Origin of the sequence: Streptomyces sp. SCPE 10, assembly GCF_051980735.1 — a bacterium.
Lineage (GTDB): Bacteria > Actinomycetota > Actinomycetes > Streptomycetales > Streptomycetaceae > Streptomyces > Streptomyces misionensis.
The window spans coordinates 7848298-7867046 of the sequence record NZ_CP197069.1 but is presented as its reverse complement, the minus strand read 5'-3'; the positions used below and the strand labels follow the sequence as shown (position 1 = coordinate 7867046).

General features: G+C 69.8%; 17 protein-coding genes. 7 read left to right on the top strand and 10 right to left on the bottom strand.

The genetic code is table 11. The annotated features are described in order from the left end of the window. Positions 1-253: 253 nt before the first annotated feature. Positions 254-1477, top strand: coding sequence for a hypothetical protein (locus ACSP97_RS35670; RefSeq protein WP_358676455.1), 1224 nt, complete (start codon positions 254-256; stop codon positions 1475-1477). Here the strand turns inward: ACSP97_RS35670 and ACSP97_RS35665 are convergent. The 4 genes from ACSP97_RS35665 to ACSP97_RS35650 all read right to left on the bottom strand — a co-directional run bounded on the left by ACSP97_RS35665 (position 1461) and on the right by ACSP97_RS35650 (position 5461). Next, positions 1461-3293: an asparagine synthase-related protein gene (locus ACSP97_RS35665; protein ID WP_440555936.1), complete on the bottom strand. Its 1833-nt coding sequence runs from the start codon at positions 3291-3293 to the stop codon at positions 1461-1463. The genes ACSP97_RS35670 and ACSP97_RS35665 overlap by 17 nt on opposite strands. Continuing rightward, a complete protein-coding gene (locus ACSP97_RS35660; protein ID WP_355151869.1) occupies positions 3280-3783 on the bottom strand; it encodes a lasso peptide biosynthesis B2 protein in 504 nt (167 codons plus the stop codon). Before ACSP97_RS35660 ends, ACSP97_RS35665 begins: the two co-directional genes overlap by 14 nt. A gap of 766 nt (positions 3784-4549) precedes the next feature. Further along, a complete protein-coding gene (locus tag ACSP97_RS35655) occupies positions 4550-4672 on the bottom strand; it encodes a hypothetical protein (protein WP_388295499.1) in 123 nt (40 codons plus the stop codon). A gap of 9 nt (positions 4673-4681) precedes the next feature. Then, positions 4682-5461: an NAD(P)H-dependent oxidoreductase gene (locus ACSP97_RS35650; RefSeq protein ID WP_355151870.1), complete on the bottom strand. Its 780-nt coding sequence runs from the start codon at positions 5459-5461 to the stop codon at positions 4682-4684. Between the two features lie 138 nt (positions 5462-5599). Here ACSP97_RS35650 and ACSP97_RS35645 point away from each other — a divergent pair, with 138 nt between their 5' ends. Beyond that, positions 5600-6469, top strand: a complete 870-nt coding sequence (locus tag ACSP97_RS35645; protein ID WP_440555935.1) for a helix-turn-helix transcriptional regulator — start codon at positions 5600-5602, stop codon at positions 6467-6469. Between the two features lie 94 nt (positions 6470-6563). Here the strand turns inward: ACSP97_RS35645 and ACSP97_RS35640 are convergent, their stop codons facing one another. After that, entirely contained in the window at positions 6564-7280 is a 717-nt protein-coding gene (locus ACSP97_RS35640; protein ID WP_355151872.1) for an SDR family NAD(P)-dependent oxidoreductase, read from the bottom strand. 74 nt (positions 7281-7354) lie between these two features. Further along, positions 7355-8338, bottom strand: coding sequence for an amidohydrolase family protein (locus ACSP97_RS35635; RefSeq protein ID WP_355527509.1), 984 nt, complete (start codon positions 8336-8338; stop codon positions 7355-7357). A 136-nt stretch (positions 8339-8474) separates the two neighbouring features. Between ACSP97_RS35635 and ACSP97_RS35630 the strand changes: the two genes are divergently transcribed. Continuing rightward, positions 8475-8927: a MarR family winged helix-turn-helix transcriptional regulator gene (locus ACSP97_RS35630; RefSeq protein ID WP_355328909.1), complete on the top strand. Its 453-nt coding sequence runs from the start codon at positions 8475-8477 to the stop codon at positions 8925-8927. 260 nt (positions 8928-9187) lie between these two features. Here the strand turns inward: ACSP97_RS35630 and ACSP97_RS35625 are convergent, their stop codons facing one another. Next, entirely contained in the window at positions 9188-9586 is a 399-nt protein-coding gene (locus ACSP97_RS35625; protein ID WP_355151875.1) for a winged helix-turn-helix transcriptional regulator, read from the bottom strand. A gap of 144 nt (positions 9587-9730) precedes the next feature. Here ACSP97_RS35625 and ACSP97_RS35620 point away from each other — a divergent pair, with 144 nt between their 5' ends. Continuing rightward, positions 9731-10603 carry an SDR family oxidoreductase gene (locus ACSP97_RS35620; RefSeq protein ID WP_440555934.1) on the top strand — a complete coding sequence of 291 codons (873 nt, stop codon included), beginning with the start codon at positions 9731-9733 and terminating at the stop codon, positions 10601-10603. 372 nt (positions 10604-10975) lie between these two features. Here the strand turns inward: ACSP97_RS35620 and ACSP97_RS35615 are convergent, their stop codons facing one another. Then, positions 10976-11857 carry an alpha/beta fold hydrolase gene (locus ACSP97_RS35615; RefSeq protein ID WP_355527515.1) on the bottom strand — a complete coding sequence of 294 codons (882 nt, stop codon included), beginning with the start codon at positions 11855-11857 and terminating at the stop codon, positions 10976-10978. Between the two features lie 350 nt (positions 11858-12207). On the opposite strand from ACSP97_RS35615, the gene ACSP97_RS35610 reads away from it, so the two are divergent. From ACSP97_RS35610 to ACSP97_RS35600, 3 genes are all read left to right on the top strand, one after another. Continuing rightward, a complete protein-coding gene (locus ACSP97_RS35610; protein WP_440555933.1) occupies positions 12208-13416 on the top strand; it encodes a glycoside hydrolase family 6 protein in 1209 nt (402 codons plus the stop codon). Positions 13417-13749: 333 nt separating this feature from the next. After that, positions 13750-14496, top strand: coding sequence for a phosphotransferase family protein (locus ACSP97_RS35605; protein ID WP_355527517.1), 747 nt, complete (start codon positions 13750-13752; stop codon positions 14494-14496). Positions 14497-14652: 156 nt separating this feature from the next. Continuing rightward, the gene (locus tag ACSP97_RS35600) at positions 14653-15453 is read left to right on the top strand and encodes an aminoglycoside phosphotransferase family protein (RefSeq protein WP_440555932.1); all 801 of its coding nucleotides are present in this window, start codon (positions 14653-14655) and stop codon (positions 15451-15453) included. A gap of 370 nt (positions 15454-15823) precedes the next feature. Here ACSP97_RS35600 and ACSP97_RS35595 read toward each other — a convergent pair whose 3' ends face one another. Together ACSP97_RS35595 and ACSP97_RS35590 are read right to left on the bottom strand one after the other, a co-directional pair. Then, entirely contained in the window at positions 15824-17002 is a 1179-nt protein-coding gene (locus tag ACSP97_RS35595) for an acyl-CoA dehydrogenase (protein WP_440555931.1), read from the bottom strand. A gap of 385 nt (positions 17003-17387) precedes the next feature. Continuing rightward, a complete protein-coding gene (locus ACSP97_RS35590; RefSeq protein WP_355328897.1) occupies positions 17388-18389 on the bottom strand; it encodes a ketoacyl-ACP synthase III family protein in 1002 nt (333 codons plus the stop codon). Between the last annotated feature and the right edge of the window lie 360 nt (positions 18390-18749).

The window sequence follows — 18749 nt, the reverse complement described above, 5'->3', positions numbered from 1 at the left end:
GCGACTCGGCGCGGCCCCCACCGGCCGCGACGGAAAGGTGGTGTGCTGGTCACCGAGCAAGATCGTCCGGTCGGGCACGTACCCGGTGGTGATCGTCGGCCCGGAGCAGACCCTCACCGTCGGCGCGGCCGGAACACCCTGGACGGCCGGTGGCCGAGGAGGTGATCAAGTGAGGACTTCCCCCAGGCATCAGCCCCGCCCGCACCAGAAAGTACGGCGGCCCCCACCGAGCACTCCGCAATCCCGTGTGACGATGGCGGCGGTCCTGCTGGTCCTCCTCACGACGACGCTGGTCGTGGGGTGGTTCGGCCGCGAAGACTTCGTCCACGCTCTGACCTTCCCCGGGCGTATCACGGGCGCCGTGCTCATCGCGGTCGCCTTCACCTCGTTCGTGGGCGCCGCCGCGGTCGTCGACCACTGGTTGTGGCGAAGTTTCCCCTACTCCGGCATGGTCGCGCTGATCGGCGCGTTCGCCGCTCTGCTGACCAACGCGCTGCTCGTGGTCGAGACGGCGAGGGGCGACTCCACGGCCTACCTCGCGCTGTTCGGCGCGCTCACCGCGGGTTCGGTATGGGCCGTCTTCGCGGTGTGGCGAACAGCGGTCGAGATCCCCGCTCCGAAGCGGGTGGCCGCGGCGCTCGTCGTCTCCTCGGCCATCGCGATCGCCAACTTCGGCTATCAGAACCTTTACCAGCCCTACCAGCGTGAGACCCGGCCTCTCATCGGGCTGTCCCTGGGAAATCCAGTGCTGAGCCGGGACCGGACGGAATTCTCCGTACCGGTCGACATCACCCTGGAGAACCACGGTGACGTCGGTTTCTACGTGCTCGGCACAGAGTTCCACGCCATGGGGGAAAAGGTTCCGCTGAGTCAGAAAGACCGGCTCCGCATGCAATGGCGAGCCGATGCGGAAAAGTGGAGCACCTCCCAGGAGGTGAATCCGCTCTCCCGCCGGGAGATCCATCAGCCCGGAGAGTTGGTGGAGGCCCGTCCGTGGATGCCCTATGGGCAGTGGATCGAGTCGAGCGACACGTTCGCCACCCGGGTGGTGGTGCAACTGCCCATCGACACCCCGTACGACCAGCTGGCGTTCTACGCCACCGCGAGCCTCGCCCGCAAGGACCGGCTCGACCTGGAGCCACCGCTCGAGTTCAAGGCGTATTCCTGGAGCGGGAAGGACGTCCCCGGCTGGGTGAGGGAGCAACAGAAGCAGGGCCTGGACTCCATCATCTACCGCGCCAGGGTGCACGAGAACAACGCGATCGACGAGCGCACCCGGGACCCGCGGTACGTGACCGTCTACTGGAGGTTCGGCACGCACGGCGCGAACGTGGCGACGATCGTCGCGCGAAACGGTGAGGAGGGCCGCATCCCCACTGCGGCGGAGGAGCGCGAGCTGGTGAGCCGCTACGGTCTCGTCGACGTCCTGAGGGGCCCGATCGAACGGACGCTGTGGGACATCAAGAGCCGGGGTTGACGGGCCCCGCCGTGTCGAAGGCACCGGAGGGCTCCTTCGAACGCTCCAGCCAGGCCACCAGCGCCAGCGAACTGTTCACCCGGTCCCAGGAACGCGCGTCCCCCAGCCCGAACTGGGCCTCCCGCACCGCGCGGCACAGCAAAGGGACGTCGAACATCTCCGCGACCAGCGGATGCCGGGCGGAGCGGCACAGGTCGATGAGTGCGGCGCCGTGGGTCCGCAGGCCGCGGGCGTAGAGACCGTCGAAGGGGACCTTCACCGTTCTGCGGCTGATCAGGTCCGGCAGCAGGTCCGCCATGGCCGCGCGCAGAACCGCTTTCGGACGGCCCGGATCGAACACGGCTTCGGTGGGGAGGCCGCGCATCGTGGCGATGACCTCCGGGTCGAGGAAGGGGTGCGAGAGGAAGAACCCGTCCTCTCTCGCGCGCTGCCAGGACAACAGGTCCGGAGCGGCGAGGTAGTTGGCCGCTTCGTAGAGCGACCACTCCGGCCGGCGCCCGTACACGAAGCGGCTCTCCGTGATACTGGCCTCGCGGTAGCCGTGCTCGCGCGCGAACGCCGCTCGCAGCCAGGGGGGACGGGTGAAGGAGCCGAGGCCGCCGAGCACCGTCCTACCACGAACGAGCGCCCCTGCCCGTTCGGCCGCCAGCGGAAGAGCCGGCCGTACGACGTAGGCGTGGACTGTCTCCCGCAGCCCACGCTCGGCGCCCTCGGCCCAGGCGCGTGCCTGCCTGGCCAGCGCCCGCAACTGCCCCGTACGGGCGAGACGGTGCAGGTGGAACGGGTTGGCGTCCACGACCGGGTCGGCACCGCAACCGGTCAGGACGGTGTCACAGCCCAGTTCGGCGGCAACGGCGTGGAGCCTGGTCCAGAACGGGGCACGGAATGCGTGCGCGTGTGGCTCGTCCGCGTCTCCCGCGTGGTGCTCGAAGTCGTCGAAATCGGCCACGCCCTCGCTGTCGACGATCACCGGGCGGGCCGCGGGCGCGAGACGGCGGATCTCGTTCACCGCCGCGTCGAGGTACGGCTGCTCGCCGGCCAGCTCTCCCGCGCTGAAACGCCCGGCGAGCAGGAAGAGGTCCCCGGGGCCGTCCCGTTCCCCGGCCAGCAGGCGTGCCGCGAGCAGCGCCACGCTGGTGGAGTCGAGGCCGCCGGAGACATGGCAGGCCGTCATGGTGCCCAGCCGGCGCCGCACGGCCCCTTCCAGGGCCCGGCGCAGCTCCTTCGCCGCCCCATGGAGGTGGGATCCGCCGGTTGCCGGTGCGGGCCGGCCGGGGGCCTGCCGGACGCGTCGTGGGCCGCCGTGGCGCATCCGTCCGGTGGCCGAGAGCTCCAGCACCTCCCCGCCGAGGACACGGTGGACGCCCGCGAAGGGAGTGAGGTCCGTGTGCGGTTGCGCCATGTTGCCGGTGAGGTACCGGCAGAAGTACCGGGGTTCGAGCGCCGAACCGTTCCCCAGCCGGCGGACCGAGGTGCTCACGGCGCTCACCTGGCCACCGGACTCCCGGAAGAACAGCGGGACGCGAGCCTGCTCGTCCCGGATGACGAGGACGCGGTCGCGGTACACCAGAACGGCCGCGTAGTCGCCCGCCGGCAACGGCGCGGCGGCTCGCTGTCGGCCGAGGGTGTCCAGGAGGGCGCGGGCGCCCGCCACCCGGTTCCGCGGCGGGCCGACCGAGCCGACGACGGTCGCGGTGCCCTCCGGTGAGGAGACCGTCGTCACGAGTCCCTGACGCTCCATCGACTCGGCGGTCCAGAGCTTGGGCGTGCCGTTGGTCCATTCGAGGTGGAGCGCCTCCATGTCACGGACCCCCACGGCCGATCGACAGTACCGGGGTGAACGCATGCCCGCGCGGGTCGGCGTCCGGGATGCACAGTCCGGCCGAGGACACCCAGGCGTGCAGGGCGAAGGGGTGTTCGCGCACACCGACGTGGAGGACGGCCTCCCAACCGCGTCGCCGCAGCAGCACGTAGGCCGTCACCGCCTCGGACTTGCAGTCACCGTTGACCAAGCAGCTCCTGCGGCTCTGTGACTGCACCGCTCGTTTCAGCCGTCGCACCTGCTCCGCCGGGGGACGGTCCGTGCGGGCGTAGTCCGGGGCGACCACGGACAGCAGACGGAGCACCCTTCCGAATCCCAGGGTCCGGATCAGCAGGTGTGCTCCGTGCAACCAGAGCCGGACGCCGGCCTCCGTGTGTCCCCGTGAGCGGCCCGGCGCACAGCCGGCCCGGACGAGACCGGTGACGACCTCGGCACGCTCCTCGGCGTTTCCCCCGGTCACCGCCCGCACGTCCGCCGACGTCATCCCGAGGAAACGTGTCCGCTTCCAGTCCGCGATCAACGCTCCGCCGGACAATCTGGTGACACGGCAATGCGGTGCAAGGATCTTTGCCATGGCTGCCAGGGCATCGGCCTCGTCGGCCACTGCGCACCCTCCCGGGTCCGGTCGGGAACGGGTCAGGACTGGTATCCGTGACCGTCGTAGAACCCGCCGCTGAAGCCCCGGATCAGACGGCCGGTACCGAGAAAGGTGAGCCGACGAGGCGAACGGATCCGCAGCAATCGGCGAAACATGGCCAACCTCCGAAATAGGGCAGGATCTGCCAACTCCAGGCTACCGGGCCCCGAATGCTCCGCAACCGGGCCGTATGTCCCGCACCGCGTGCCAGATGCGGCGGGGAAGTGCACCGCGTCATGCCTCGCGGTCGATACGGATGAGCCGGCCCTGCACTTTTCGCAGGCGGCCGGCGAGCGTGCGCAGCGACCAGCGGCCGCCCACTGAGGGTCCAGGCAGGCGAGGCCGATCCTGTTGTCCTCGTCAGCGCCGGCCACCAGTCCGGTGAACCCGTGCGGCCACCACAGGTCGGAGGTCAGCCGACCGTCGCGTGCCGGTGGTGGTTCCGGGTGAGCCAGGGGGCGGCCTCGGCAAGCAGGTGCAGGCTGGTCCCAGGGCCGGGCCGGTGTCGTGGTGGTCGAGGACTGTGGCAAGGATGCCGGTGACCGTGGCATCGCCATGGTCGCGGGCGGCCCGGCACCGTCGGCACCCGCCTGCCGGAGGAACCGACGGTCCGTCAGTCGACCAGGTCCGCGACCGGCTGGGCCGTGGCCGGCGGAGCGGGCGGTGCCTCGGCCGCCACCGCCTGCCCGGCCCCCTTTCCGCCCTCGGGTTCGCGCCCCCAGCTCGCCCTGTCCATCGCCGGCGGTCAGCCGCGCACGTGCAGCCCGAAACCGCTTCGGCCCGCGGGCTCCAGTCCCTCCTTCAGGTGCAGCGAGGGGATCTCGTAGTCGCCGAAGTTCTGCCGTCGGAAGGCGATCGGCTCGGTCGACTCCAGGGTGAGCAGACGCTGCTTCCATGCCTTGGCGACGTCCGGGTAGCTCTCTGCGGTCATCCGGTCGGTGCCGTAAAGCACGAACGGCGGCAGCACTTCGATGCCCGGGAAGTAGAGGATGCCGTGCTGGATCGGGAACAGCAGGTCGTCGATGGGGCCGTTGATCCCGCGAGCGGCGTAGTGCGACTCCGGGCCGCCGGCAGTCACCGACAGCAGGGCCCTCCTGCCCGCGAGGGTGCCTTCGCCGAAGCGCTCACCGTATTTGGTGTCGCTGTGCTCTCCGACGCCGTACGCGAAGTGGTACGTGAAGACCCGGTCCACCCAGCCCTTGAGGATCGCGGGCATCGAGTACCACCACAGCGGGAACTGGAAGATGATCGTGTCGGCCCACAGCAGCTTCTCCTGCTCGGCGATGACGTCCCGGGTGAGTGTGCCGGTGTCGAAGGCCCGGCCCGAGTCCCGGGCGACCTTCAGCGGACGTGAGGCGCTGGGGCCGTAGTCCTCGGCGTCCACGGCCGCCTTCCAGTTCATGGCGTACAGATCGCTCACCCGTACCTCGTGCCCGGCGCTCTCCAGCGTGGTCACCGCGAGGTCCTTCAGCGAGCCGTTGAGCGACTTCGGCTCCGGGTGGGCGTAGACGATCAGCGTCTTCATGGGAACTCCTTCGGATCGGACGCCTTCGATCCTGGACGCCACGGCGCTCGGCGTTCAGGGACGCTTCTTCCGTCGGACGGGACTTCCTGGTAATGGCAGGACCACCTTCCCGAGCATTGCCGAGGCCATACTGGAGACATGGACGATCTCGCGGGTTTCCTGCGGACCCGGCGTGCCCGGGTCGACCCGGCCGCCGTCGGCATCGCCACCGACAGCCGCCGCCGGGTCGAAGGGCTGCGTCGCGAAGAGGTCGCGCATCTGTCCGGGGTCAGCGTCGACTACTACGTCCGTCTGGAGCAGGGCCGCGCGACCCAGCCGTCCGAGCAGGTCCTCGACGCCCTCGCTCGTGTCCTCGACCTCGACGAGACCGAACGCGGGCACCTCTACCGGCTCGCCCGGCAGCGCCGCCGCCGCGCGAAGACACCCGGCGGGCGGGTCCGCCCCGAGCTGCTGCGCGTCCTCGACCTGGTCGCCGGCGGACCCGCACTGATCATGAACCACCGCCTGGACGTGCTCGCCGGAAACCGCCTCGCCGGGCTCCTCTACGGCCGGCCGATGCCGGGCTTGAACACGGCACGGCACCTCTTCCTCGAGGAGGCCGAGCGCGGACTGTACGCGGACTGGGAGAACTGCACCCTCGACGTGGTCGGACACCTGCGGCTGGCCGCCGGAAAGTACCCCGACGATCCCCGCCTGGCCTCACTCATCGGCGAGCTGGCGATGGGCAGCGAGCGTTTCCGCCGCCTCTGGGCCCGCGCGGACGTGCGCGCCCGTACCTATGGATGCAAGGCGTATCGGCATCCGCTGGTCGGGCTGCTGGAACTGCACCAGGAGAACTTCGTCCTGCCGAACGAATCAGGTATGGAGCTGGTGGTGCTGTCCGCGGCCCCCGGCAGCCCGGCCGAGGACGGGCTGCGCCTGCTCGCGGACCTGGGCGCCACCGGCGCTGACGCACATCCGCCAGTGGACGCTCAGGTCCGCGAGCGACTCAACGACGTTCCCCACTAGCCCCGAACTCCCCCGCGCCGACGGCTGTCCGCTCCCCACGTGCCTGCCGACGACGGGCGGTCCGGACTCGGGTCCGGGAGGAAGCCGATGGCAGTCACCAGGGGACGTGTCCGCCGTTCCGGTCAAGGAATGCCAGGCCCTTGCTGTCAAGGTGTGAGAGCAACACGTCCACGAGCAGCGGAGTGCTCTCTTCCACGGAGTAGGGGGCGTCGTCGCCGCCGAGTGCCGTGCGGATCCAGCCCGGCGCCATGAGCAGCAGGGAGCGGTCGGCGTGGGTTTGCCGGGCGGCATAGCTGCGCATGAACATGTTCAGAGCTGCTTTGCTGCCACGGTAGACCTCGCGCAGCCCGTTGGTGTTGTTGGTGATGCTGCCCTGCCCCGAGGACATGACGCCGATCAGGCCGTTGGGCGTCACCAGGTCGTCGAGTGCTTCGATGACGCGCATGGGGCTGAGCGCGTTGGTCACCATGACGTCGATGAAATCCTGGGTGGGGACGGCCCCGATGGGGGTCTGTTCGTTGTTGGTGGTGCCCGCGTTGACGAACAGCACGTCTAGTTGCACTCCGGTCAGGCGCTCGTGCAGCGGCATGAGCTCCTCGGGTTCGGTGATATCGAGGTGTTCGACGCGGACGCGGTCGGGGCGGTGGTCGGCGAGGTCGTGCAGCGGGGTGCGGGCGCTGCCGCGGACGGTGCCGATGACCGACCACCCCCGCTCGGCGAGTTCACCCGCCATGGCGCATCCGAGTCCTCGGGATGCTCCGACGACCAGGGCGGTCCGGGTGGTGTGCTGATCAGTGATGGACTGCGACATGTCGCACGTTCTCCTTGTTGTGGGGCGACTCGAGGTGAGGGACGCGGGCCGGCTTCTGCCGCGCTGGTCGCGGTTCAGGCTGTGAGGGGGTCGACTCCGAAGAGGGCCGCGGCGTTGGCCGAGCGGACCTTGTGCCGGTCGGTGTCGGTGGCGAAGTGCTCGAAGAACGTGTCGATCTCCGCTCGGGTGGGCTGCTGGAAGGGGTAGTCAGTGGAGAAGATCAGCCGGTCGACGGTCGTCACGGTCAGTGCGTGCTGCAGCAGGGCCGGGTTGAGCATCCCCGACGTCGTAAGGAAGACGTTGGTGCGGATGTAGTCCGAGACCGGCCGTCGGAGCCCGGCGAGGCGGGCGAGACTGTCGGCGCGGTCGAGCCAGAAGGGAAGCAGTTCCCCCCAGTGGCCCAGCACGATCTGCAGGTCGGGGTGGCGATCGAAGGTGCCGCGCAGGATGAGACGCAGTGCCGCGGTAGCCGCCTCCACGTGCCAGCCCCAGCCGAAGGTGGCCAGCCCGAGTTCCGTCATGGGGTCGAAACCCCGGTAGGCGGCGGCACGCAGCGCGTCGGAGGGGATCTGCGGGTGAATGAAGACCGGCTGACCGAGGCCGGCGGCGGCAGCGAAGAAGTCGTCGTAGGCGGGGTCGTCGAGGAACCGGTCGCCGGTGCGGCCGTAGACCATGGTCCCCACGTGACCTTGCCGTGCGGCGCGTTCCAGCTCGGCCGCGACATGCCGTGGGGACGACAGCGGCAAGGTCGACAGGGAGGAGAAGCGCGTCGGGTGGGTACGGGCCGCTTCGGCGGCGGTGTCATTGGCGAGGCGGCTGAGCGCGATCGCCTCCTCGGGCGGCAGGGCCTGGGTCCCCGGTGGAGTGAGGGCGAGTACGGCCAGATCGATTCCCTGGGCGTCCATGGTGGCGATCCGGTCGGCGCCCAGGTCTTCGAGCCGCCGGCCGAGGTCACCGCGCTCGTTGAAGAGGAGACTCTCATCCGGTCGGGACACGGCTTTGAGGGCGGAGGTCAGCTCCGGCAGCATCCAATGTTCTTCGATGGCGACGAGGGGCATGGTCGGTGTTCCTTCTGTGTTCCGCACGCACGTGTTCGCGCGCTGGCTGAGAAGTTGTGCAGCTCTTCGGGCGTGAGCACGCCGCGCGTTATCTGTCAGATGATAGCTATCACACGACAGGCAATATACTGCTGATGTGGATGAGAAGCAGAAGGCCCGACTGTTCGAGCTCGCGGACCTGATCCTGGCGGTGAGTCGACACCTTCACGCGGCCAAGGCGGACCCGGCAGAGGCGTGGACGCCACTCGAAGCGGCGGTCATGCGCTTCATCGATCATCAGCCGGGTGTCACGGCGACACAGGCGGCCGAAGCCACCCAGCTGATCTCCAGCAACTTCAGCCGGGCGCTGCGCAAGCTTGAACAGAAAGGCCTGGTACGTCGCGAAACCGACTCGGAAGACGCCAGACGGGTGCGCCTGTATCCGACCCCGAAGGCTGCCGAAAACCTGAGGCGTCTCGAGGACGTCTGGAGCGGTCTACTGGCCGAGGCCCTCCCCGATGCCGCCGAGACGGACGCGACGATCGCCACACTCCGACGCGTCGAGTCACAGCTCATCGGCCGGGTCCGCGGCGGCACGCGCACTGGGTGACCAAACCCTGACCGGTTGCCCGGCGAGCGGGGCTTGTCCAGGGGTCCGCCCGGCACCGGCGCACTCCAGCGACTGGTCTCCGACGCCCGCCCCGCCTCCGTCCCCGCGCTGGGGGGGGCAGCGGCGACCGTCGCGGGCTACGGCACCGCTTCGCCGCCACCCGCGTCGCCGGGCATCGGCCCGGATCGCCGCCCGGCGAGTCGCTCGGCGCACGAGCGTAGGCCGCCGCTTTTCCCGTGCGGTGACGTGACTGCCGCCGGTTACCGGGTGCGCTCGGTACGGCCGTCGTACTCTTCGCGGGCGGTGATGACCTCTTCGATGTGCGTCACGGACCACTCCGTGAGTGCCTTCAGCGGTTCCCGCAACGTCTGGCCGAGCGCGGTCAGCTCGTACTCCACGTGCGGCGGCACCTCCGGGTAGACGGTCCGGCTGATCAGGCCGTCGCGTTCGAGGGTGCGCAGCGTCTGGGTGAGCATCTTCTCGCTCACGCCCGCCAGCGCCTGCCGGAGTTGACCGAACCGGGAGGTCCCGTTCCGGCCGAGTTCGCCGAGCACGAGGACCGCCCACTTGCTGCCGATCTGGTCGAGCAGGTCCCGCGACGGACAGCCACGCTCGTACGGATCGAACGTGGGCCCGGTCACGCTCTGGACAGAAGCCATGCCGCTCACCTCGATGCTATCGGCCAGGTAAGTACCGTACCAAGAAGTGGCTACTCCCCATCAGAGAGTGTCCAGGTCATTCTGAGTTCCACCCCGCCGCGGACGGTTCGCGGCAGGCGCGCGAGGCGCGCGTGAACGGAAGGAATGACCATCATGCCGATCGTCGTCACCGGAGCAACCGGCCAGCTGGGCAGGCTCGCCGTCGAGGCGCTGCTGCGGCGCGGGACCCCGGCCGCGGACATCATCGCGACCGGCCGGGACCTCACGAGGATCAAGGACTTGGCCGACCGGGGCATCACCGTACGCCGCGCCGACTTCGCGGACGCCGACAGCCTGGCGGAGGCGTTCGCGGGGGCGGACAGGCTGCTGCTGATCTCGGCCTCGGTCCCCGTGGACGAACGAGTCGCCAACCACCGTCGCGTGATCGACGCCGCGGCGTCCGCAGGTGTGTCGCTGGTGGCGTACACCAGCACGACGCACGCGGACACGGCCACCACCGTCATCGGTGCCACGCACGGCGAGACCGAGGAGTATCTGCGGGACCGCGGAATCCCCAGCGTGCTGCTGCGCAACGGCTGGTACCTGGAGAACTACACCAGCCAACTGCCGCAGATCCTGCGGAACGGCGCCGTCGTCGGCGCCGCGGGTGAAGGGCGGATCAGCGCCGCGTCCCGCGCCGACTACGCCGAGGCCGCTGCTGCCGTCCTCACCACCGAGGGCCACACCGGCGCCGTGTACGAGCTCGGCGGCGACGAATCCTTCACCCTCACCGAACTCGCCGCCGCGATCTCCGCTGCGGCCGGAAAGCAGGTCACCTACACCGACCTCCCGGTGACCGACTTCGCCCGGGTACTGGCCGCCGCAGGTCTGCCCGCGGAGCTGGCGGAAGTCCTCGCCGACGCTGACCGCGGCATGAACCGCGGCGAGATGTTCACCGACTCCGGCGACTTGCACCGCCTGATCGGCCGCCCGCCCGTGACCCTGGCCGAGGCGCTCAAGGACGCCCTGCCTTCCTGAAGTCGACCTCCATGAGGTGACCGGGTTTCTCGGGTGAGTCCGGTGAGGAGGTGACCGGGTTTCTCGGGTGAGTCCCGTTGCCAGGCCGGTCCCGCGAGGCAGTGGCCGCCGGCAAGCAAGGAGGGTACGCCTGCGCGTGGGCCGACCGGATCGGCACCGCGAGGTTCGTTCCCCGCGTTCGAGCCTTTGCCGGCGGGGCAGGCGGGCGGGTGCGTCGCCCGTCGCCTGCCGCCGAGCGAGCTTTTGCGGTAGGGCCGCGTGTCGCGGGCCCGGGATCGTTCCGCGCCTTGCGGGACCGAGTTTGCGGACCTGTCGCCCGCGACACCTCCGGCACATCCGGCGCTGCGAGTCGTGACGTTGTTGGTGTACCGGTCAGCCGGTGTGGGCCACCACGGCGTCGATGATCTTGGGCCAGAGTTCGCGCGGTCGGTCGTGGCCCATGTCGGGAAGCAGCAGGAGTTCCGAGCCGGGCACCAGGTCCGCGGTGCGTTTCCCGCCGCTGGGGTCGATCAACGTGTCATCCAGCCCGTGGATCACCAGCGTCGGCACCCGTAGTTCGCGCAGTTCGTCCGCGCGTGATCCGCTGAGGATCATCGCGCCGAGCTGTCGGGCGATCCCCGCGGGGTAGTAGGCGCGGTCGTAGCTGTCGGCGGCCAACTCGCGCAGCACGGCAGCGTCACCGTATCGCTTGGAGGCCCACACCAGCTCCTTCTCCGCCGCCGCTACGTACCCGTCGCGGTCCGCGGGCTTCGGGCTGAACAGCACCGCCTGGGCTTCGGGGCTGGACCGGCCGTAATCCCTCTCCCCGGTCGAGGACATCATCGACGTCAAGGTCAGCACCCGCTCCGGGGAGGAGAGGGCCATCGTCTGGGCGATCATCCCGCCCATCGAGGCACCGACCACGTGGGCGCGTTCGATACCCAGCGCGGTGAGCAGGCCAAATCCGTCGCGGGCCATATCGAGAAGCCGGTAGGGAACCATCCGGCAGGCAGCGGGAATGTCACCCGAGCTCACGGCGGCAATGAACTCCCCCATGTCCACGGGGTGACTGTCGAACTTGGTGGACAGACCGCAGTCACGGTTGTCATACCGGATCACGTAACGGCCGCGATCTGCCAGGGCCCGGCAGAAGTCCTCGTGCCACGCGAGCATCTGCGCCCCGAACCCCATCACCAGCAGGACGGGCGGGTCCCCAGGGTCGCCGAAGCTTTCGTACGCGATGGAGACTTCGGGAGACACATCAACGGTCGACATACGTGGAGCCTGCCACGGCCAACCGCGAAGCGCATCCAAGATATCGCCTGTGACCTGCGCATCCGCTTCCAGGCCCACCTGTGCACCACAGACAGGCCCTCAGCCTGAAGTGGTACCCACCGGCCCCTGGCCTTCTCCACCTCGGCCTGCCTCCTGGAGGCGAGGCAAGCGTCAAGGCCTGGGCGCACCCAGGTCCACGAACAGGCCCACACTGATGCGATCTTCGCGCACGATCGAGTCGTCAGGAAATCGTGCCGACAGCTCTCTTGACGCAGCCTTGACCGCCTGACTTGATGTGGGACTGACACTTGGGAGCGCTCCCATACCTCTTCGACCCGAGGAGTTCATCCGTGCCCCATACACGCAAGGCCGGTCCCTTCCTCGCCGCGGCGGCCGCGACCGCCGCCCTCGTCGGCCTGTGTGCAGCACCGGCCGCCGCGGCGAAGGCGTCCGCCGCCGATCACACGCTCGCCCAGGGCACCAGGTTCTACGTCGAGCCCGCGAGCAAGGCGGCCAAGCAGTCCCTCGCCGACCTCAAGGCGGGCGACAAGACGGGCGCCGCCGCGATGGCCGCGATGGCCTCGTACCCGGTCGCCCAGTGGTTCACCGGCACCGCCGAGCCCGCGCAGACCACGAACGACATGGCGAAGCTCCAGGCCAAGGCCGCGGTGGAGAAGCGGGTGCCGGTCACCGTGGCGTACAACGTTCCCGGCCGCGACTGCTCGCAGTACTCCGCGGGGGGCGCCGCCACCAGCGAGGAGTACGCCGCCTGGGTCGAGGCCCTGGCCAAGGGCATCGCCAACCACAAGACCGTGGTCATCCTGGAGCCCGACGGGCTGGCCCTCTCCCCCGCCTACTGCGGCGGCACCGCCGAACAGCAGACCGCCCGGCTCGCGGAGATCAACGGCGCGGTGAACCGGCTGGAACAGCAGCCCGGCACGGTCGTCTACCTGGACGCCGGCCACAGTTCCTGGCAGCCCGTCGGCACCATGTCCAAGCTGCTGATCGACGGCGGGGTGGCCCGCGCGCAGGGCTTCTTCCTCAACGTCTCCAACTACCAGACCGACAGCAATCTGGTCCGCTATGGCACCCAGGTCTCCAAGTGCGTCTGGTACCTGCGGAACACCGCAGGCGCCCAACCGGGCGACTGCCCCGACCAGTCGTGGCCGGCTGCGGACGCCGACGCGTGGTACGCCTCGCACGTGCCCGCCGGCGCCAAGCTGACCCACTTCGTGATCGACAGCAGCCGCAACGGCCAGGGCCCGTGGACGCCGACCGCCTCCTACCCGGACGCCCAGGAGTGGTGCAACCCGCCCGGCCGCGGCCTCGGCGCGCGCCCCACCACCGACACCGGCAACCCGTTGCTCGACGCCTACCTGTGGGTGAAGGTGCCCGGTGAGTCCGACGGCAGTTGCACCCGCGGCACCGCCGGCCCGACCGACCCGGAGTACGGCGTGGTCGACCCGATCGCCGGCGCCTGGTGGCCCGACCAGGCCCACGCTCTGGCCGCCAACGCCTCTCCGGCGCTGACCTTCAATCGGGACCTGTTGCACCGCTGAGCGGTGAACCGCGCCCTGAGCCGACGGCCACGCCCCGCCCTGGGGCGTGGCCGTCCGGCGCCCCCCTCTGAGCGCCCAGGCCCACGCCCCCGCTGTCGTGGACGGGAAGCGAAGTGTCACGGGCTGCGGTCGCGTCCGTCCCATGGGGCGAAGGCGGCGAGGGCGTCGGCGTCGGTCGCGCGAGCGTGCAGGAAGTAGTCGGCCCACTCGGTGATGTCGGGGTAGGACGAGTCCTGGCCGAGCCGGGTGGCTGCGGTTCTGCACGATCAGCCGCGTCATCGCACGCGACAAACCCGGCGACACCCACGATCAACCCCGGGATACTGGTCGCCCATGGATGAGGTCAAAGTCGTCGTCGCCCACGGTGAGCGCGCGACTCTGCGCGTCGGTGACGTGTTCTTGAAGGTGGACTCCGATCGGGCGCGCATCGAGGCCGAGGTCGAGGCGATGTCCCTCGCGCCGGTCCCGACCCCGGAAATCCTCTGGTGCAAGCCGCCCGTGCTCGCGATCGCCGCACTCCCGGGGACGACACTGGGGCGCCTCGGCGGGCCGTCGACCGGGTCGCCTGCGGCATGGGCCGCGGCGGGCGCCGCCATCCGCACGCTGCACGAGGCTCCCCTGCCGCCCCGGGCGGGCCGGGCCGGGCGGAGCATCGTCGAGCTGAGGGCACAGCTCGACGACGAATGCGAGTCGCTCGTGGCGAACGGCATGCTGCCCGCCGACCTGGTCACCCGCAACCGCCGGATCGCCGAGGCCGCGCTCCGGCCGTGGACTGCGTCATTCACACACGGCGACCTGCAGATCGCCCACGTCTTCGTAGACGGTGACGAGGTCACGGGCGTCATCGACTGGTCCGAGGCCGGCCAGGGTGACGCCCTGTACGACCTCGCCACCTTCACGCTCGGGCACGAGGAGCACCTCGACGACGTCATCGCCGGCTATGGCACCGACGTCGACCTCGGCGTGATCCAGGCGTGGTGGTCGCTGCGGAGTCTGCTGGCGGTTCGCTGGCTGATCGAGCACGGCTTCGACCCCTTCGCACCGGGCTGCGAGGTCGACGTGCTGAGATCCCGGATGTGAGACACCCTCGGCAGGGTGCGGTACTCGGCCGTCGCCGGCAGAGGACGACGCAGCCGAGGGGTGGCGGACGGGTCGCGGATGCCGACGCGGACCTCCCAGCGGATGCGCAGACGGCGGAGCCTCCCTGCCAGGTTGAACGACAGTACCGTGATCGTCATGACAGACGACGGTGAGGCACTGGCCGGCGGGATGGCGAACGCGGGAGCGGTCTTTCGCCGGGGCGCGTTGGTCGACCGCCCGGCGCCGCGCAACGCGCGCGCTCTGCACGCCTGTCTCCGTGCGCTGAAGGAGCACGGCTTCGACGCGGCACCGGCTCCCGTCGGACTCACCGCGGACGGCCGTGAGCAGTTGACCTTCATTCCCGGGGACGTGGCCCTGCCGCCGTTCCCGGACTGGGCGATGACCCGTTCCGCCCTCGCCTCGGTGGGAAGTCTGCTCCGGCGTCTGTATGAGACCAGCGCGGCCGTCACGGTCGACCCCCGTGCCGAGTGGCCACGGGACCTGGCCGACCCGGAAGGGGGAACGATGTTGTGCCACAACGACGTGTGCCCGGACAACGTCGTCTTCCGCGACGGCCGTGCCGCGGCGCTGATCGATTTCGACCTGGCGGCCCCGGGGCGTGCCCTGTGGGACATCGCCATGACCGCCCGCTACTGGGTGCCCATGCTGGATCCGCAGTCCGCGGCCGCGTTCTACCCCTCCGGACTGGATGCGCCCGCACGGCTGCGGATCCTTGCCGACAGCTACGGCCTCTCGGCGCGGGACCGCACCGAGTTGCCCGGCGTCATCGAGCAGGCCACCAAGGTCTGCCGGGCCTTCGTCACCCGTCGCGTGGCCGACGGCGACCCGGTCTACCTCCAGGCGCTGGCCGAACGCGGCGGATGGGAACGCTGGGATCGCATACAGACCTGGCTGGCGGACCACCGCAAGACGTTCACGGCCGCCCTGCTGAACTGACCCGTCCGAACAGCACGCCCCGCGTCCCGGTCCGCATGGTCGATCAAAGCACCCGCCTCACCGACGCCCGCGGCCTCTGCCACTACGTCCAGCTGCCGCAGCACTTGAGAGATCGGGCTGCCCGCAGGTGGCATGGGCTGCCCCTCCTCCACGTGAAGTGGAGCGCTCACGCCACTGCCGTCTGTGAGGGAAGCGACCAGCGCGTCCGTCATCGGCATCAGCGACAGGCCCCGTCCGATCGGCGCCAGGCGCGCACCAGGCAGGTTCTGGGTCGCTTCACCCAGGACCTCCGCATCGGCGATCACTGCTCGCGCGCTCGCTCCCCGGGCAGCCGCAGCACCGGCAAAGGCCCTCGACCGGCCCCGGAAGGTCAGGTCAGGTCGAGGAAGCTCCAGCGGGCGTCCGGTTGGGCGCCGCTCAGCCACTTGCCGCAGTTCTGGAGCACGACAGGGCTCGACGTTGTGTGCTGCGCGCCCGTTCCGAGGTCGCGCAGGAAGCGGTCGATCGGGCCGCGGCGGATCGCCGCCGAGCCGGCCCAGCGGTGCACGGTGCGGCCCACCTCGTACACGGTCGAGGTGGTGTGGTTCAGGGCGAGACGGATCAGAGTGTCCTGCTCCGTGCTCGGCAACTGCCCTTGGTCCAGATTCCGTTCGACGTCCTGCCAGACGTCGTTGAACCAGGCCCGGGCTGCCCGAAGCCTGGCCTCAGCCGTCGCGTACTCGGCGTGGAAGTGGGAGGTGTCGACCGCGGCGCCCCGCGAACCGGTCCGCGCCGCGGCAACCCGTTTCAGCTCGGCCAGGAGACGCCGCCCGACACCGAGGGCCCAGCCCGTGTGCCCGATCGCTGACATGTTGACCAGGCCGAGGCGGTAGATGGCGCCGCCGTTGACCGGGGTGTGCGTGGTCGCGACGTACGTGTACTCGTGCGGTACGTACACGTCCGTGCAGTGGTAGTCGATGCTGTGTGTCGCACGCAACCCGAGCACGTCCCAGTTGCCGTCCAGGATCACCTGTGACTTCGGCATCGCCAGCACCCGCAACTCACCGGTGACCTCGACCTGGATCGCGCTGTGGATGTGGGTGGCGTGCGCCATTCCGGAGGCGAACTGCCACTGACCGCTGACCCGGTAGCCGCCCTGCACCGGGACCGCTCGACCTGGGCGAGTGCCGTGTCCGGAGAGCAGCGCGTACTTCCCGTTCGGCACGTCGGGGAACAACTCGGCCGACGCGTCCGCGGAGAGGTACGCCGCGGTGGTCCCCGTCATCATCTGCAGCGCGAACATGGTCCACCCGGCCGCGGCGTCGTGGTAGCTCGTCCGCTCCACCGTCTCGATCAGCTGCCGCGGCGCGAACTCGTATCCGCCCAGGCTCAGCGGGATTTCGGCCCGTACGATTCCGGTGTCGAGCAGTGCCCGTGCCGTGTCCTCGGGTAGCCGGCCCAACTCCTCGGCGGCGTCGGCCCGTTCATCGAGTAGTCCGCCGAGCGATTCGATCTTCTCCAGCACGCCCGCCAGTTCTCCACTGACATGCAGCTGGCCCCTGTCCCCCATGGCATTCCCCTCGCTGCGGCCTTGTTTTGCGATCGTCTCACGCACCCGGCGCCCCGACCCGGAAGCTCCAGCCACGGACGGCACGCCAGGCCGCTACGAGATGCCGCACGCCGGCCAGAGGTTGATCGCCTCACCGAGCAGTTCGGGACCTCGATCCGCAACGGCCGCGCTCCCGGGGGCGGGAACCGGAAGTTCGAACGCGCGAGGCCATCACGTTCGCTGCCCCGCGCGAGGGCAACTCCCGCCAAGCCCTCGACGGCATCAGCATCCTGCACGCCGTGCTCCGCGACGGAATCTTCATCGTGCCCGGAAGCCCGCGGCCTGCTTGACGAAGAGCACGGAGGAACCCCTGGAGCGGGTGGCGGTTCGCGTTCCGGTCCGAGGCTCAGATGATTTCCAGCACCGCCGCCGCGAAGTTGAACCCGATCCCCGCACCCACCATCATCACCAGGTCCCCGGAGGCCAGCTTCCCGTTCTCCCGCAGGTGGGCCAGTCCCGCCGCCTGGTCACCCGCACCCAGGTGACCGACGGTACGCCCGTAGTTCCAGAGCGACTGCTCCTCGGTGTAGCCCAGGATCTCGTAGTTCTCGGTGAGCCCGCCGCCACGGTGGAGGAACGGAACCACCGCGTGGCGTATGTCCTGGGGGCCGGCCCCGGCCTCGCTCAGCGCTCGGTCGTGGCAGGCGAACAATCCCTTCTCGTACTGCCCCCAGGCGGCCGGTGCCTCGGGCAGGGTGAAGAACTGCTGTGTGCGCTCCGGCACCGGTACCGGCTGCCGCATCCCGGGGGCCGGTGCGAAGTCCGTGGTGCCACGGGTGACCCGCTCCAGTGAGTTGTCCGCTCCGACGGCGAAGGAGACGATCCGGGCGAAGCCGCTCTCGGTCGACAGGACCACGGCCGTGCCGGCGTCACCGAAGATGATGTTGTCCAGGGTGTTCCACCGGTCGATGCCCGGCGAGGCGTAGCGGTCGCCGGTGGTGACGAGCGCTGCGTGGGTGAAGCCACTGCGCAGGTAGGCGGAGGCGAGCCGCATGGCGCCGAGCCCGCCCAGCGACTGCTGTTGCACATCCAGGGCGAAGGGGTGCGCGCCCACCGACTCGTTGGCGACGTAGGCCGCCGACGGCCACAGGTCCAGGCCCTGGAACCAGTGACTGGCGTGCAGCACCAAGCCGATTTCGGAGGGGTCCAGCTCGGACTTCTCGATCGCCGACCTTGCCGCCTGAGCCGCCATTTCCGGGCCGGCCTCGCCGTTCGAAACCGCGATGCGCTCAAAACCGAGTTCCTGGTGCGTGGGCGGCACCAGGCCCTCGGCGATGGCCTCACTCACGGACACGGTCTCGGCCAGGGACACGGTCGCGGCCGCAATATAAACAGACTCGTTGTTCATGATGATCTCCAACCACGGAGGCTGATGGGAATGGGAAAGTGAATGGGAATCCACTCTTCGGATTCAGGTCCGACCCGTCCTGGGAGCAGTAGATGTCGAAGCCACAGACGAGGCCGATATACCGGCAGCTGGCTCGCTCTCGGGCACGGACAACACGGGCATACTGCTGAACAGCGCTGACATGTCTCTGATGGGTGGCTGACATTCGACCCGTTGGTCGTTTGGACGGGCCAGAAGACGGGGAGCATGGCATGCCGCCGGTACATCGGCCCTGGGCGTTGCTCGATCAGCGTCGGCCCACGCCGGCAGATGGGCAGGCCGTCCCGCTCGGCAACCGGACAGAGCGCGGAGCCCGCGTCG

Coding starts and splice junctions, on each gene's coding strand:
- ACSP97_RS35670 (WP_358676455.1), top strand. CDS start 254: ATGGCGGCGGTCCTGCTGGTCCTCCTCACGACGACGCTGGTCGTGGGG.
- ACSP97_RS35660 (WP_355151869.1), bottom strand. CDS start 3,783: ATGACGTCGGCGGACGTGCGGGCGGTGACCGGGGGAAACGCCGAGGAG.
- ACSP97_RS35655 (WP_388295499.1), bottom strand. CDS start 4,672: ATGGACAGGGCGAGCTGGGGGCGCGAACCCGAGGGCGGAAAGGGGGCC.
- ACSP97_RS35650 (WP_355151870.1), bottom strand. CDS start 5,461: ATGAAGACGCTGATCGTCTACGCCCACCCGGAGCCGAAGTCGCTCAAC.
- ACSP97_RS35645 (WP_440555935.1), top strand. CDS start 5,600: ATGGACGATCTCGCGGGTTTCCTGCGGACCCGGCGTGCCCGGGTCGAC.
- ACSP97_RS35640 (WP_355151872.1), bottom strand. CDS start 7,280: ATGTCGCAGTCCATCACTGATCAGCACACCACCCGGACCGCCCTGGTC.
- ACSP97_RS35635 (WP_355527509.1), bottom strand. CDS start 8,338: ATGCCCCTCGTCGCCATCGAAGAACATTGGATGCTGCCGGAGCTGACC.
- ACSP97_RS35625 (WP_355151875.1), bottom strand. CDS start 9,586: ATGGCTTCTGTCCAGAGCGTGACCGGGCCCACGTTCGATCCGTACGAG.
- ACSP97_RS35620 (WP_440555934.1), top strand. CDS start 9,731: ATGACCATCATGCCGATCGTCGTCACCGGAGCAACCGGCCAGCTGGGC.
- ACSP97_RS35615 (WP_355527515.1), bottom strand. CDS start 11,857: ATGTCGACCGTTGATGTGTCTCCCGAAGTCTCCATCGCGTACGAAAGC.
- ACSP97_RS35605 (WP_355527517.1), top strand. CDS start 13,750: ATGGATGAGGTCAAAGTCGTCGTCGCCCACGGTGAGCGCGCGACTCTG.
- ACSP97_RS35600 (WP_440555932.1), top strand. CDS start 14,653: ATGACAGACGACGGTGAGGCACTGGCCGGCGGGATGGCGAACGCGGGA.
- ACSP97_RS35595 (WP_440555931.1), bottom strand. CDS start 17,002: ATGGGGGACAGGGGCCAGCTGCATGTCAGTGGAGAACTGGCGGGCGTG.
- ACSP97_RS35590 (WP_355328897.1), bottom strand. CDS start 18,389: ATGAACAACGAGTCTGTTTATATTGCGGCCGCGACCGTGTCCCTGGCC.